This window comes from Sphingobacterium sp. GW821-FHT03E03 (assembly GCF_059420745.1).
Map to the genome: position 1 here is coordinate 23155 of NZ_JBWKUH010000004.1, position 14920 is coordinate 38074.

The 14920-nt window shown below is 40.9% G+C and carries 9 protein-coding genes; 4 read left to right on the forward strand and 5 right to left on the reverse strand.

Going from position 1 to position 14920, the window contains the following annotated elements:
• Nucleotides 1-8 precede the first annotated feature (8 nt).
• Complete coding sequence (locus tag AC07UV_RS06595; RefSeq protein WP_282255194.1) at nt 9-722, reverse strand: LytR/AlgR family response regulator transcription factor; 714 nt, start codon at nt 720-722, stop codon at nt 9-11.
• On the reverse strand, nt 719-1780 hold the full coding sequence (locus AC07UV_RS06600; RefSeq protein ID WP_495183109.1) for a sensor histidine kinase: 1062 nt from the start codon (nt 1778-1780) through the stop codon (nt 719-721). Before AC07UV_RS06600 ends, AC07UV_RS06595 begins: the two co-directional genes overlap by 4 nt.
• 304 nt (nt 1781-2084) lie before the next feature.
• Between AC07UV_RS06600 and AC07UV_RS06605 the strand changes: the two genes are divergently transcribed.
• Complete coding sequence (locus AC07UV_RS06605; RefSeq protein ID WP_495183110.1) at nt 2085-3062, forward strand: hypothetical protein; 978 nt, start codon at nt 2085-2087, stop codon at nt 3060-3062.
• A gap of 259 nt (nt 3063-3321) precedes the next feature.
• On the forward strand, nt 3322-3957 hold the full coding sequence (locus tag AC07UV_RS06610; protein ID WP_282255191.1) for a nitroreductase family protein: 636 nt from the start codon (nt 3322-3324) through the stop codon (nt 3955-3957).
• Nucleotides 3958-4075: 118 nt separating this feature from the next.
• Here AC07UV_RS06610 and AC07UV_RS06615 read toward each other — a convergent pair whose 3' ends face one another.
• The 3 genes from AC07UV_RS06615 to AC07UV_RS06625 form a co-directional block, all read right to left on the reverse strand.
• Nucleotides 4076-6487 carry a TonB-dependent siderophore receptor gene (locus AC07UV_RS06615; protein ID WP_495183111.1) on the reverse strand — a complete coding sequence of 804 codons (2412 nt, stop codon included), beginning with the start codon at nt 6485-6487 and terminating at the stop codon, nt 4076-4078.
• Between the two features lie 202 nt (nt 6488-6689).
• A complete protein-coding gene (locus AC07UV_RS06620; protein WP_495183112.1) occupies nt 6690-7688 on the reverse strand; it encodes a metallophosphoesterase family protein in 999 nt (332 codons plus the stop codon).
• A gap of 24 nt (nt 7689-7712) precedes the next feature.
• A complete protein-coding gene (locus AC07UV_RS06625) occupies nt 7713-9950 on the reverse strand; it encodes a glycosyl hydrolase family 95 catalytic domain-containing protein (RefSeq protein ID WP_495183113.1) in 2238 nt (745 codons plus the stop codon).
• A 548-nt stretch (nt 9951-10498) separates the two neighbouring features.
• Here AC07UV_RS06625 and AC07UV_RS06630 point away from each other — a divergent pair.
• The gene (locus AC07UV_RS06630) at nt 10499-13255 is read left to right on the forward strand and encodes a DUF1553 domain-containing protein (RefSeq protein ID WP_495183114.1); all 2757 of its coding nucleotides are present in this window, start codon (nt 10499-10501) and stop codon (nt 13253-13255) included.
• 165 nt (nt 13256-13420) lie between these two features.
• Nucleotides 13421-14920, forward strand: coding sequence for a DUF1501 domain-containing protein (locus AC07UV_RS06635; protein ID WP_282255186.1), 1500 nt, complete (start codon nt 13421-13423; stop codon nt 14918-14920).

The following is a 14920-nucleotide window of genomic DNA, read 5'->3' on the forward strand; positions in this document are numbered from 1 at the left end:
AGACGATCTTACAATAGCCCGCCTGTATATTGCTTAAAAAACGGCTCGCGATAAATCTCGCCAATCGGGATCTCGAACTTGTCAATGTATATCGTATGGTTGTCAAAAGAATCAATAAAAGACAAATTGATCAAATAGGATTTGCTAACCCGAACAAATATATGGGCTGGTAGTTTTTGATGCATTGTTTTTAGATTCATTGCCGTAATAAGTTTATTAGTGCGCGTATAAATAACAACATAATCTTTGAGTGCCTCAATAAATCGAATATCGCCAAATAAGATCTTGTAGTATTTTCGATCCGATTTGATAAATACAGCATCTTCATTCGCATCTTCAAAGGTGCTTTGATTTTCCTTTAAATTGAGCAGATTTTTATAGGTCAGCGCTTTATCGATTGCCTTGGCCAAGCGATCTTTTTTGATAGGTTTAAGGAGGTAGTCGAGTGCATCCAGTTCAAAACCCCTCAAGGCATATTGTGTATAGGCTGTCGTCAGTATCACCAGCACATCCTTAGGTAAGGATTGTGCAAAATCCAATCCATTGACAGTAGGCATCTCGATATCGAGAAAAATGAGATCAACAGATGTGGTCGCAAGATATTCCATAGCAGATAGGGCATTGGAAAACTCACCCATAATTTCTATAGCTGAAATTTCTTCGACCAGATTTCTCATTTCTTCCCTTGCTAAGGGTTCATCATCTACAATGATACAATTCATAATGGAATTTTTAATTTTACCTGATACAGCAGGTCATTTTTTGATATTGTAAGTTCGTAATTATCACCATACAGCAAATCCAGCCGTCGTTTGGCATTGACTAATCCCAGTCCACCATACTTAGAACGGGTATTCGAAAGATCTGGATCGATCGAATTTTCACATTCGAAACAAAGTTGTTCATCTGTCTGCGTAAAATGAATGGCAATAAACGTATGCTCGTCACGTAAGTTCACGCTATGTTTGATCGCGTTCTCGATAAAGGCAGTAAAAAGATGTGGCGGCAGAAAAATACTTTGCCTTTCTAATTCCGCCGTGCAGGACAATGACGTTCTCAAGTTATCCCGACGTATTTCCTCAAGTTTTAGAAAATTGAAAATAAAGTTTATTTCGGATTTTAAAAGCGTTTTATCTGTATCGTTTTCATAGAGCTGATAGCGCAAAAAATCGGAAAGTTTGATAATAACCTCGGTGGCCATACTGGGGTCTTTCCGAATTAATGCCTTCACATTGTTGAGCATATTAAACAAAAAATGTGGCTGAATCTGATTCTTTAACGCATTTAACTCCGTTGTCAACGCCAGGTTTTTTAGATCTGAAATACGTTTATTATCCTCGATCCAACGCTTAAAGAGCTTAAAAGTGGTGGTGGTCAAGATAATGGGAATACAGATAAATAAACCGCTGACAAAACCCATTGTATTGGTTCGTTGTCTTTCGATCGTCGGGATATGGATACTAAAAATATATATCGCAATTTGCATGACCACGAGTAGGCTCGCTGTCACCAGCAGAATAAGCAAGATGGTATAGATTTCATATTTTCCCTTGAAAAAATACTGCGGGATCAACACATACATATTGATATAAAACATGGCCACGAAAACCGTCCAGAGTGCCAAAGAGAAGTAGGTTTTATAGTTACCCAGAAATTGGTTATTTGTATTGGCATTGGCAAAAAGAATAAGCAGGCCAACCAAAAACAGGCCATGTCGTAAAAGCCGGAACTTCTTTTCCGTTAAGTAGCGTAAAATAATACGATTGTTGCAGTCTTGCATATTGATCTGGATTACTGACCCTAATTCAGCAAAAGTAATTTTTTTTGTTTCAAAATGGCTTTCTTTTATACGAAGACCGCTTTTTTTTATACTAAAGTAAATTCAGTAATTAGGCTGGGGAGGAACCGTTTTAACAGCGCTTGTTTTTGTATAAAATATTGACCCTTTTGTATAAAAAAATAAATGGGCGTACCCAATTGATCTATTCTTGTAACAAGCTAAAGCTCAGCTCGGATTTCCAAAAGAGCAGTTTTCGCGGAGTATTTAATTGAAAAAGAATAGATAGACAAAAACAAATATCCAAATGAAAAAGAGTTTCGTGTTGTTTGGGAGCTTTGCCCTGATATGCAGTGCTTCCGCACAGACAAAAGACAGTATTCCCCAAAAAGTACAGGCCATTGTTGCTGACAAATTTCCCGCAGCGAGAGTACTGAATCTAAGTTATGAATACAATGGCGGCTACAAATATTCAGCTAACGCTAAGGGGGCTGCCAGCACCCGAGGTAGGGTGGAATCATTCCATCAGGCTGGGGGGAGTTTAAATGTCAATTTTTTAAACCGGCGTAACTGGGCTTTGGGGACTAGCCTTGGATATCAGTATACCACATTGAATCTACAAGAATCGGATTTAAGCGCACAACCTTTAAAAATGCGTTCACAGGATTTCCATTACCATTATGAATCGCTTAATTTCTCTTACTTCTCAAAGTTATTTGGTAAAATGGCTATTTATTCGGCCAGTATCATGACGGATGGAAGTGAAAAGGGGATTGAACGGGTGCGGGGCATGTTGACTGGAACTTTAGTATTAAAGGCGTCGAAGGATGTACAAATGACAATCGGATTGTTGGGTTTTGTGGATCCGGGGGCTATTGTTCCTGTTATTCCCACCTTTACCTATAAGCAACAGTATGCTGATGGTTGGATGGTAGATGTGTTATTACCAAAAGGCGCTTTTGTACGTAAAACGATGTTGCGGAATGGTCGACTTTCACTGGGCACGGACCTCAATACTACGATATTTTATCTCTATGACTTTTTGGGGTCAGATAAGGTTTATACCCTTAATCAGATGGAGATTAATTCAGGATTGACCTACGAACATAATTTGGGAAGATCATTTATTGCAACAGTCAAATCAGGTATGAAGACCATTCCAAGGTCAAGAGTATTTGAAAAAAGTGAACGTCAAAATAATTATGTTTGGGAAGCTTCTGCAGATCCATCTTTTTATGTGAACGTCGGACTTTCTTTTAATCCTTTTGCGAAAAAAAGGCGTTAGTATAATGAGCCACTAATCATCAGAAATGTGTGAAAGATCAACTTTACTAGAATCCAAACACAATTTTGTCATTAAATTCTTTTAAATGTTTGAACATCTAAATATTTACTATATTTATGATATAAATAAAAATTTAAAAATATGGACAATCGTTCGAACACTATTTCCAGATCTAATTTTTTTTATCAAATTTATAATAGATAACAACCTAATATTAGGACGTTGAAAAATAAAATAGACAGTAAATAAACAAAAGAAAATGGCATTATTAGAAACACTTGAATGGCGTTATGCAACCAAAAAATACGATTCAACAAAGAAAGTTGATCAGAATGACGTAGACAAAATTATCGAAGCAGCGCGTATGGCACCGAGTTCCTCTGGTTTGCAACCGTTTCGTGTTGTGCTGATCACGGATCAACAGTTGAAAGAGCAGATTGTACCTGTTGCTTGGGGGCAGCAAATAATTGCAGAAAGCTCACATCTCCTGATTTTTGCGGCATGGGATAAATACACAGACGAACGCATTGATGCGACTTTTGATCATATGAACAACCATAGAGGCCTCCCGTTGGATACAACCGACGAATATAAAAATAGGTTGAAAGAGATGTTCGCTGCACTTACTGAAGAACAGCAGGCTGCACATGCAGCTAAACAAGCTTATATTTCTTTTGGAATGGCTATTGCTCAAGCCGCAGAATTGAAAGTAGACGCTACACCGATGGAAGGATTTTCTAACGTCGAATTGGATAAATTACTGGGCTTGGATAAAAAAGGCTTAAAAAGTGTTGTTTTGCTACCTTTAGGTTATCGCCTGGGTGAGGAGGATTGGTTATTGAAATTGAAAAAATTTAGATTGCCGAAAGACGAGTTTTTGATTCAACTACCATAACAGTCGTGGTTATAAATCATACTGTGTAGAAGTAAGTTGGAATGCAATAAGAGCTAAAGACACAGAAAAGGGACGATATATCGCCCCTTTTCTGTGTCTTTAGCTCTTGTTCCTTTCATTAAAATTGATAGGCTACACTACCTAGAATATTTCTCGGCATTTGAGGATTTACAGTGGTCCAACCTTTGAAATAGGTTTGATTGGTCAGGTTATTCCCCTTTACAGCAAATTCAAATTGCTTATAACCGTAGGAAAGGCTTGCATTGAATAGCATATAGGAGGGTAAAGTAAAAATGCCAGTAGGTACACTGTTTGTAATTAGATTCTCACTTGCGTAATTGAGTCCTGCTCCGATACCGAAACCCTTTAATGTTCCTTTTTGTACAATATAGTTGGCCCATAAATTCGAAAGATGTTTTGGTCCAGCTTCTGTTGGTCGCAAATTATTCACACTTGCAGCCGCTTTTGTTGTTTTGCTGTCGTTAAAGCTATAACTGAATATAACATTCAAACCTTGGATAGGGGCGGCTGTTAAATCAAAATCTATACCGCGGCTCAGACGGGTTCCATCTTGAACAGTAATATTGTAGGTCTGTCCATCAATAACCCTTGATTCAGTACGCAGCATATTATCAACAGTGATGTCATAGTAACTTGCCGTTAGACCAAGTTTATTGTTGAGTAGGTTAAATTTAACCCCGGCTTCCCATTGTGAGGCCTGTTGCGGTTTAAAGTCTCCCGATACACTTGGATGTGGTGGCGGGATTGGGGCTACATTCTTAAATCCATTTTGATAATTGGCAAAAAATGACACTTTATCTTTGACAAATTCATACACTAAACCCGCACGAGGAGAAAAAGCAGTTTGATTATAAGCCCCCATCGTGGTGTCTTTATCAAAATTATAAGTTCCCTTATTGTCAAAGTAATCCACGCGTAAAGCAACATTCAGATGTAACTGCGGTGTAAGATCCAATATATCGGAGACATAGGCGCCCAAAACCTGATTGCGGCTTCTTGTGTTTGTCTTGACCCCAGTTGAAGCTGCTATGGCAGCTTCAATATTTGCGGCATTGAATCTGGTATATCTAGGATCATCAATTGAGGTGTTGAGCTGATCAAATAAAATATAAGGTGAATTATGACTTTCAGCTTGTTGGTAAAGATAGTCAACGCCGACAAGCAATCTGTTTCGAAGTTCACCAATATGAAAGTCTCCCACAAAATTTTGCTGTGCATTGAAGTTATTGGCAGTATAATTCTGATCTGCAACATAGCGGTCGATCAATGTATCATTTTTTTCCTGAAGGTACATGATATATTGAAAATAGCCATCTGACTTGCGTCGATTATAGTTTACTGTGGTATTCGATGTCCACTGTTCGTTGAAGCGGTAGGTCACATTACCTCGTACATTCGTGGTTGGATTTTTAAAGGTCACATCGTCGTTGGTATACGATTTATTGAAATCAAATTGTAGTTCATCAGGTGTTCTGGCAAAAAGCTGGCGAGAACGATTGAGAAATACCATTAAAGGATTGGTTGCCTTACTTTGAAAAAGATCGACATCTAATTGAATGTCCAGTTTTTCATTTGGTCGGTAAAGTAACGACGGTGCGATAAAAAAGGATCTGTTAAAACCAGCATCCTGATAATTACCAACATTTGAGAAAGCTGTATTCACACGACCTAAAAGTTTTTTGTCCGTTGTCAGCGGTCCATATACATCCGCTGTGACACGATGCTGTGCATAGCTGCCGAATAGATAATTGACACGGCCGCCGACAGTATCCAGAGGCTTCTTGGTAATATTATTGATGAGTCCACCAAAGCCAACAGCTGCACCGCCATAAAGCGAACCTGATGGCCCTTTGATAACTTCGATAGACTCGAGATTGGCTGGGTCGGGGCTGGTACTGGCGATGCCAACTACACCATCGACCATTGCGACCTGTGTGCTAAAGCCCCGTAGTGTATAATAGGTGACTCCATCACCGGGTCTGCCTGTTGAAGCCCATAATTTGTCTATACCTGAAACATTTGCCAAAGCATCATCGTAATTGGTATTAAGCTGGCTTTTTAATAATTCTTTAGTAATGACGGTATAGGACTGGGAGTTTTCGAGATTGTTAAGTGGCATTTTCGATACATAGAGGCTCTGTTTTTTTGTGTATTTATTAGCTCCATTCCCATTAATGACAATCTCCTGTAGGGTAGATTGGTTCTCGTTGAGGTAAATATCTGAAATCCTATTTTTGTCGTCTGCAATCTGAATTTCTCGAACTAAAGATTGTAGGCCTACGGCCGATATTTCAAGCCGTGCAGGTCCGGGTTTTAAAGATTTAAATTGATAAGAGCCATTGGTTCGGGAGGATACTGTGATGTCCTGAGGAAGCAATTTCACTGTTATTCCCGGGATGGGTTTGCCATCTGAAGAGAAAATTTTGCCGTAAACTTCGGCTTTGTGCTGTCCTTGGGCTAGGAGGGTGCCCGGAATGAACAACAGGAGGTAGATGATAATTTTATTCATGCTGGTTTGCATTCTTAATTAGATTAATTATAAACAACACAAAGGTATTACTCCTATTATATTTTTCAAAACTTTATTTATTCATTTTTTAAGTTGTATTATCCAGCGAATATGCGGTTTGCGGGGTTATAATAAGAATGGCCAAAAAGATGGTAAGCACTCTTTTTGACCATTACATTACCACACTAGCGATAGATTGCGGTTAGTACCGCAGGTGCCTGTCATCGATCTTTGAACTGATGGGATATACATCTTTGTGGATATCTATACCTACCTGAGACAAAGGGATTCCGGCCATTGTGGTTTCAGTTCCTTGGATATGGATATTTTTTTTATGATCTATGCTAACAGTTGCCCAGATAGGATCTTGATAGACCAATGTCCGTCTTAGAATGTTATGCTTTTTGTAGAACTCCCCATCGAATGCTTTGCTTTCAAATGTATCACCGGCCCAGTAATACGAGGCGCTATTGATTTGTACATAGTGAATTCCATTGATCTCATTATGATAGTTGAGATGGTGGTGGCCAGTCAGGACAAGTAAAATCTTATTGAATCCGGCTTCGATATTCAGCTGCTCTAACAGGTATCTTACGGCCATTCCATTTTCCAATCCACCATCGTCATTGTCCAACCCTTGATGGCAAAAGATGATCACCCGGTTTTTGGTACTTCCGATATCTTTTTTTAACCATTCCAATTGCTGCTGACTGATACTGCGGGGGTAACCTTCAATTTTCTTGGTTTGGCTTTTTTCATTACCATCTAGGATAACAAAATGAAATCCCTGTTTGTCAAACGAATAGTATGGAGCAGGGCTATTCCAGAAATCGGTTACCTGTTTTTTTGTGAATCCGCCATCAGTATCATGATTGCCGATGACAAAGTGCCTTTCTCCTGTAAAACCACTCCAGATATCCATTAATTCTTTATTTTCGGCTTTTGGGAAACAAAAGTCACCTAAGGAAATAATAAAGTCGGGATTTTCACGCTTCATCGCGTCAATAAAGAGTTTGGCCCGACGCGCACCATCGTGCATGAGATCATGATGGAGATCTGCGATAACGCCAAATTTAACTTTGTCAGTTTTGAGTACAGTGCTTTTTGTCGAGGTTATAGGCGCACTGGCAAGGCTCTTGTTGACCAAGAGACCGCCTATGCCTAGACCTCCTAACTGGATGAATTTTTTTCGGTTGATCATAACGAATTGATAATACGGATTTTATTAGATGCTACTTAGATGAACTGTTTGACCTTTTTTCAGTTTAATATATTGCAAATTCTTATCTTTTGAAAGCCGCTTTTTAGTTGAGATATCCTGAAGGTCTGTATTTTCAAAAATGCGGAAGATACCATCTTGGCTAGCGGTTACTTTTAATAACGTGATCTTGTTGTTGTTCTTGTTAGCGCTGACAATAAATCCGCCCGTTGTTCTCAGGTTTTTAAAAGATATATCTTTCCATTCCTCAGGAGTGGCCGGAAAAACTTCGATATAATCATTTTTGCTCTGAATTAACAATTCATGAACCCCCTGTGCAAAGGCAAAATTTCCCTCCAATGTAAAAGGGCGATAAGTAAAATCAGAATATTGACCACCGTTTTGGTCGCCGTTGAGGTGAAATGAATTGATGGAACAAAAGTTATGGGCAAACTTCTGTAGGTTGCTGACAGCTTGTTTGCTTTGTTTCGCCCGCGCATGGAGACAGGCCATCCATGAGAACGAATATCCTACCCAGGCTCTGGTGCCCAATTGCTCTAAATGTGACAGCGATTTTTCAATCAACGATTTGTCTTGCGTATTATTGATGTCAAGTATTCCTAAGGGATAAATAGCCATATAGGGTGACATATGCCGATGTGAATGCTTCATGCTCAGATCCTCTGCAACGCGGAGACCAGTTTCATCTGTGGCAAAATTGGGCAATTCGGCGCCATATCGTGTCCATTCTTTTGCTGCTTCAGTTTTGCCGTTAGCTGTACTGACCTCGGCTGCTATAGCGAATAAATAATGTGCCAGGCTGAGATCAAAATTGGTCCAACTATTAAACCAGGCGGCAGTGCTGTTATCATTATATTCTGGACTGCTGCTCAGGGGTAGATAGCGTTTCCCATCTTTGAGATAGGTAATATTTTTTAGATAGGTCGCTGCTTCTATAATATAAGGATAGGCCTGTTTTTTTAAGAAATTGGGATCCATACTGTATTTCCATTGCCAATAAAAATGTTGGGCGGTCCAGGCACTGACCGTAGGCGAAAGGGAATATTGGATCCAACCTCCCATAGGGTAGCCGTTCAAGGTCAGCACACCCGGGATATTCAATCCGTCAACACCAAAATACTGTTGAGTGTAAGCAAGGTTTTTCGGTCTGATTTTCCATAACCAATCCGTATAACTTTGTGCTTCATTCATTCGGTTGGCGGTATAAGCCGGCCAATAACTCAGTTGGGTATTGAGATCATTGTGGAAGTCGCCTTTCCAAGGCGGTAGTCCACCATTATCTGCTGTCCAAACAGCCTGCAAGGTTATTGCCGGAGCTCCTTGGCGTGCTGTGGCCCCTAATTTATAAAGCTCCAGATAGTATTGTTTTTCGAGATCTTTTTCAGGGATGGAAATGTTAGATTTAGACCAATAGCTTGTCCACCATGCGAGATGGCTTCGCTTTGCTTTTTCAAATTGTTCGAGTGATAGCGGTTGTTTCTTGACCTTTTCATCATTACTGATTGTCCAATAGCCGATCAATTTGGTCGATGAGACTTTTTCCCAACATAACATGACCTCAAAAAAGTGATGATCATAAGTTTCCTGATGTAATAGCTGCGCATTCCCCATTTTAACAATATTTCCCTGTTTATAGCCCAACCTGGCTAAACTTTGACCATCGACAACACTTTTTTGCTCATCCGTATTGGTCTTGGTTTCATATTCATGTGGAATAAGCTCTGGACCAAGGTCGCTAATGTTCTTCGCTGTGATTTCAAAATAGCCCATTGGACTGGTCGCATGGACAAAAGAGGTAAGTATTTTTCCGTCGTCGAATTTCAGTGTATGTACAGCAGTTTGTATATCTAGTACATTGGATACGACCTTTCCGAATTTAGCTAAGTTTAAGGTCATCGCCGCCGCAGGAAGTTTGGTAGGATAGGGAGAACGGTCATAGGGTGAATCGCCCCATTGTTGGGCCGCCTGATAGCTGTTGTTTTTCAATTGCTGCTGTACCCATTTAAAATCATGTTTTTCTATCTCAAAAGCTTTTCGTTCATCCCAAAGATCAGCACGGTCCAAGGATAGCCGGATGGCATTTTCCTTTTTCCAGATCAATGCACCCAGCTGACCATTACCCAAAGGGATGGCTTCATCCCATCGTGTTGCAAGATCTTTGAAATGGAGATTATAAGCAGGGGACGGTTGGGCGATAACCAGACGCGCTGCGAAAAATAGTAATATAAGAAAGACGTATTTCATAATTTATGTGGATATGGTTTTACAAATTTAGTGGTCACTACAATCAAAGGCTGACACTATTTAGGCTTTTTTATAGCTTATTTTACCTTTGTTGCATCTCATTTTCCACTTGCTGTATCCAATAGCAAATTGCATGCTTCCAAGCTGTGACTCGTCAACAGTAGCCAGCCTTATCAACTATCGCTTAGAAAGACAGAATAAATAGATCATAAGATAGAAAGAATATCAGTTTAGCACCAGATTAAAAATATAAAAAGCAATGCTGACTACGATATCGTAACCAAATTGTTATAGGATGCTGATGGGAACCGCATCGCACGAATGGGGGTAAAAACGAAGATTAGCCTATGTGAGGGTAATATAGATTATATTTCTGTTAATCTAGTTCTAGTATATCCCATTGTTCTTCTTTATTTTTATAACCATAAATAAATATCCATTCTGATGTTGATTTACTTGTAGCTATCCCATTAACTGATACTGGAATAGTGAAATAAAAATTATAAATAAACCTAATAACTGACTAATATAGAATAGACCTTATTGCTATGAATAGAAAATTAATGGTGTTAGCATCATTGGCCGTAGTTGTCGCCTGCATTGCAATATTTACATTTCGCAAAGAAGAAACAATAGATTTTAGTGCAGATGTCAAACCGATATTAAATAAACACTGTATTACCTGTCATGGTGGCGTGAAGAAAAATGGAGGGCTTAGTTTTCTTTTCGAAAATGAAGCTTTTGCCAAAGCTGAGTCTGGCAAATCGGCGATTATTCCGGGGGATGCGGAACATAGCGAGTTTATGAAAAGATTGCTGTCGGATGATCCCGAACTACGTATGCCTTACAATGCACCCAAACTGAATGATGATGAGATCGCCATCTTAAAAAAATGGATTGATCAAGGTGCGAAGTGGGGTGAACATTGGGCCTACACATTACCTAAAGACGTTGAAGTACCCAAAACCTTTTCGTTTGCGGGACTATTTGGAATAAAACCCAAAGGGGTGAATAATGACATTGACTATTTTGTTCAGGATAAGTTGAAGTCCAAAGATCTGACATTTGCCGATGAAGCCGACCGAGCTACTTTATTAAGGAGACTTTATCTGGATCTCATCGGTATACCACCCACATTAGCCGAAACCCGTGCTTTTATCGAAGATGAGAGCGACGATGCATATTCCCGTAGAGTTGATAGCTTATTAGCCTCCTCCAAATATGGTGAAAAATGGGCCAGTTGGTGGTTGGATATGGCACGGTATGCAGATACCAAAGGTTATGAAAAAGACGGATCCCGTAGTATTTGGCCTTATCGGGACTGGGTGATCAAAGCCTTAAATAACGATATGCCTTACGACGAATTTACAGTTGAGCAGCTCGCAGGAGATCTTCTGCCACAACCAACCAAAGATCAGCTTATCGCAACTGCTTTTCACCGCAATACGATGAATAACGATGAGGGGGGAACCGATAGTGAGGAGTTTCGGATGGCGGCCGTGCTGGACCGTTTAAATACCAGTTATCAGGTATGGTTGAGTACAACATTTGAATGCGTACAATGCCATAGCCATACCTATGACCCGTTTAAATTTGAAGAATACTATAAATCGCTGGCATTTTTCAATAATACAAGGGATGAAGATACACAGGGAGATCATCCGAAGTTACGTTTTTACGCTGCACAGGACGAAAAACGTATCGATAGCATTAAGCATTGGCTGGCAGCAAATGGAAATGTAAACGAGGTGAAATCAGCAGACCTGTTTCTGCATACGCTAGAACCCAAGATTCATGCGCATTATAGTGATCAGATTGTGGATGGTGCATTGTACGATACAAAATGGCTTGGTGTGCGCAATAGCGGATCGGCTCGTTTGAAAGCAATTACATTGGATGGCAAAAAACAACTCTTCATGAATTTCTGGACCGATGCGGTCGGAGGGAAAATGGAGGTGCACCTCAATAACCCTCATGGTCCCCTGTTAACCAATGTGGATTTACCGAAAACTTCGGGAAGACAGGTTATTCAAGCACCGATCGTACCAACTACAGGTGTACATGATCTCTACCTGGTCTTTAAAAATGCAGCAGTTGCAGCTGGTCAGCCAATATGTATGATTGAATGGTTTGCTTTTCGCGAAGATTTTCCTCTCGGGAAACCAATGGAAAATCAGCATCTGCAACGTACCTTTTTGCAGCTCGTCAATCTACAGCCCGAAGGAGTGCCTGTTATGATCGAAAACCCGAAGGATATGCAGCGGAAAACCAATGTATTTATCCGCGGAAATCGTTTGTCTTTGGGTGCGGAAGTACAGCCTATGGTTCCGGAGTCACTGAATGATTTTCCAAAGGGAGCCCCTCGAAATCGTATGGGCTTCGCACAGTGGATTGTTAGTAAAGAAAATCCATTGACTGCCCGCACTTTGGTTAACCGTGTCTGGGCGCAGCTCTTCGGCCGGGGACTGGTTGAACCATTAGGTGATATGGGTACACAGAGTACACCACCGATTCATCGTGAATTATTGGATTATCTGGCCCTAGATCTTATGAATGGAAAAAAATGGAGCATGAAAAAATTGGTTCGTGAGATCGTCCTATCGGGCACCTATAGGCAGTCGTCAACATTAAATAGTGACAATGTACAAAAAGATCCCCAAAATTATTATCTCGCAAGGGGACCACGATTCCGACTTTCCGCAGAGCAGATCCGCGATCAGGCTTTGGCCGTCAGTGGGTTGTTAAGCAATAAAATGTATGGGCCGAGTGTCATGCCTTATCAACCGGATGGTGTCTGGATGACAGTGTATAGTGGTGAGTCCTGGGTGAAAAGTGAGGGTGAAGATCAGTTTAGACGCGGTGTCTATACCTTCCTAAAACGTACCAGTCCTTATCCATCCTTTGTTTCCTTTGATGCATCCAGTAGGGAGGTCTGTCTGGTTGATCGTATACGGACTAATACACCATTGCAGGCTTTGGCGACGCTCAATGATCCAGTATATCTCGAAGCTGCAAAACATTTGGGCGAAATCATGGAGCGGGAAGGCAAAGGAAATACAAAAAATAGTATCGGTGCAGGCTATCGAAGGGCAATGCTTCGGGAGGCTGATCCCAAGAAGATTGCTGATCTCGAATTGCTCTACCAAAAAGCGCTTGCCGAATTTAACAAAACACCAGCTTCAGCCGCGAAATACCTGGGCGGTGATTTGGCAAAGGACAATAGCAAAAAACTGTCCTCCAAAGCCGCTTACATGTTGGTGGCAAATGCCTTATTGAATTTAGATGAGTTTTTGACAAAATCATAAAGAATAGACGCAAAGATAATTGATGTGAGTGAGTGAGTGAGTGAGTGAGTGAGTGAGTGAGTGAGTGAGTGAGTGAGTACGATTGACGGAAGCTTAAAATAATAGATAAACTAAGATAATAGCAGGTTCTTGATAGAATGATGCTGTTACAAAAGATTTACTTGAATGAAAGATCTGAATAAACTAATTGAAGAGGCACAGCAATCTGAATTGAAGGCTGTGACAAGAAGACATTTCCTGAAAGATTGCGTTGCTGGTATCGGTGGAATTGCACTTGGAGGCCTATTGGCTGGTTGCGGCGGATGGGATTCATCTAAATCTAAAGGGAGTCTGGATCTCAATGCCCTAAATCCATTGATCCCTAAATCGCCACATTTCCCTGGCAAGGCCAAAAGTGTCATCTATCTACATATGGCGGGAGCCCCTTCACAGCTTGAACTATTTGATTATAAGCCTGCATTGCAGAAACTGCATAATCAACCCTGTCCACAATCGCTTTTGGCAGGTAAGAAGTTCGCCTTTATTCGAGGGGTACCTAAAATGCTGGGACCACAGGCTACCTTCAAGCAATATGGTCAAAGTGGCGCTTGGGTATCCGATCATTTACCACATTTCAGTAAGGTAGTTGATGATGTTAGTTTTTTGAAAGCTGTTCATACCGATCAGTTTAATCATGGACCGGCACAGCTGTTTATGCATACCGGGAGTGCCCGTCTGGGACGTCCGAGTATCGGTTCATGGGTGACCTATGGTCTAGGTTCTGAAAACAGCAATTTACCAGGGTTTGTGGTGTTAACTTCTGGTGGTAAAACACCGGATGCGGGAAAGAGCGTCTGGGGAAGTGGCTTTCTACCGTCGGTTTATCAAGGAGTTCAATGTCGTTCAAAGGGAGATCCCGTTCTGTATATTGCTGACCCCGAGGGCATGGATCGGGACATGAAGCGAAATCTTATTGATGCGATCAATAATGTGAATAAAACAGAGTATGACACATTTAAAGATCCAGAGACACTGTCCCGGATTGCGCAATATGAAATGGCCTATAAAATGCAGGTTGCAGTACCTGAGGTGATGAATATCAATAATGAACCAGCTTATATCCATGAGTTATATGGTACCGAACCCGGAAAGGAGTCTTTTGCAAATAATTGTCTATTGGCCCGCAAGCTCGTTGAGCAGGGGGTACGTTTTGTACAGTTATTTGATTGGGGCTGGGATAGCCATGGTACCAATGCATCGGACTCGATAGATCTTGGGTTTAGAAATAAATGTCGGGAGATTGATCGTCCGATGACGGCATTGATTTTGGATCTGAAGCAACGTGGTCTACTCGAAGATACATTGGTGGTCTGGGGAGGCGAGTTTGGACGCACGCCGATGCAGGAGAACCGGGATAATAGTGATATGCCATTTCTGGGTAGAGACCATCATACCGATGCCTATACCATTTGGATGGCGGGCGGCGGAGTGCGCAATGGCATCAGTTATGGACAAACTGACGATATCGGTTTTGCGGGTGTTGAAGGAAGGGCTTCCGTACACGATGTCCACGCAACCATGCTCCATCTCCTTGGCTTTGACCACGAAAAATTTACTTATGAATTTCAGGGCCGACCATTCCGTTTGACGGATGTGGAAGGCGAACTTATACAAGCGATTATTTAA

Coding starts and splice junctions, on each gene's coding strand:
- AC07UV_RS06600 (WP_495183109.1), bottom strand. CDS start 1,780: ATGCAAGACTGCAACAATCGTATTATTTTACGCTACTTAACGGAAAAG.
- AC07UV_RS06615 (WP_495183111.1), bottom strand. CDS start 6,487: ATGAATAAAATTATCATCTACCTCCTGTTGTTCATTCCGGGCACCCTC.
- AC07UV_RS06620 (WP_495183112.1), bottom strand. CDS start 7,688: ATGATCAACCGAAAAAAATTCATCCAGTTAGGAGGTCTAGGCATAGGC.
- AC07UV_RS06605 (WP_495183110.1), top strand. CDS start 2,085: ATGAAAAAGAGTTTCGTGTTGTTTGGGAGCTTTGCCCTGATATGCAGT.
- AC07UV_RS06595 (WP_282255194.1), bottom strand. CDS start 722: ATGAATTGTATCATTGTAGATGATGAACCCTTAGCAAGGGAAGAAATG.
- AC07UV_RS06635 (WP_282255186.1), top strand. CDS start 13,421: ATGAAAGATCTGAATAAACTAATTGAAGAGGCACAGCAATCTGAATTG.
- AC07UV_RS06625 (WP_495183113.1), bottom strand. CDS start 9,950: ATGAAATACGTCTTTCTTATATTACTATTTTTCGCAGCGCGTCTGGTT.
- AC07UV_RS06630 (WP_495183114.1), top strand. CDS start 10,499: ATGAATAGAAAATTAATGGTGTTAGCATCATTGGCCGTAGTTGTCGCC.
- AC07UV_RS06610 (WP_282255191.1), top strand. CDS start 3,322: ATGGCATTATTAGAAACACTTGAATGGCGTTATGCAACCAAAAAATAC.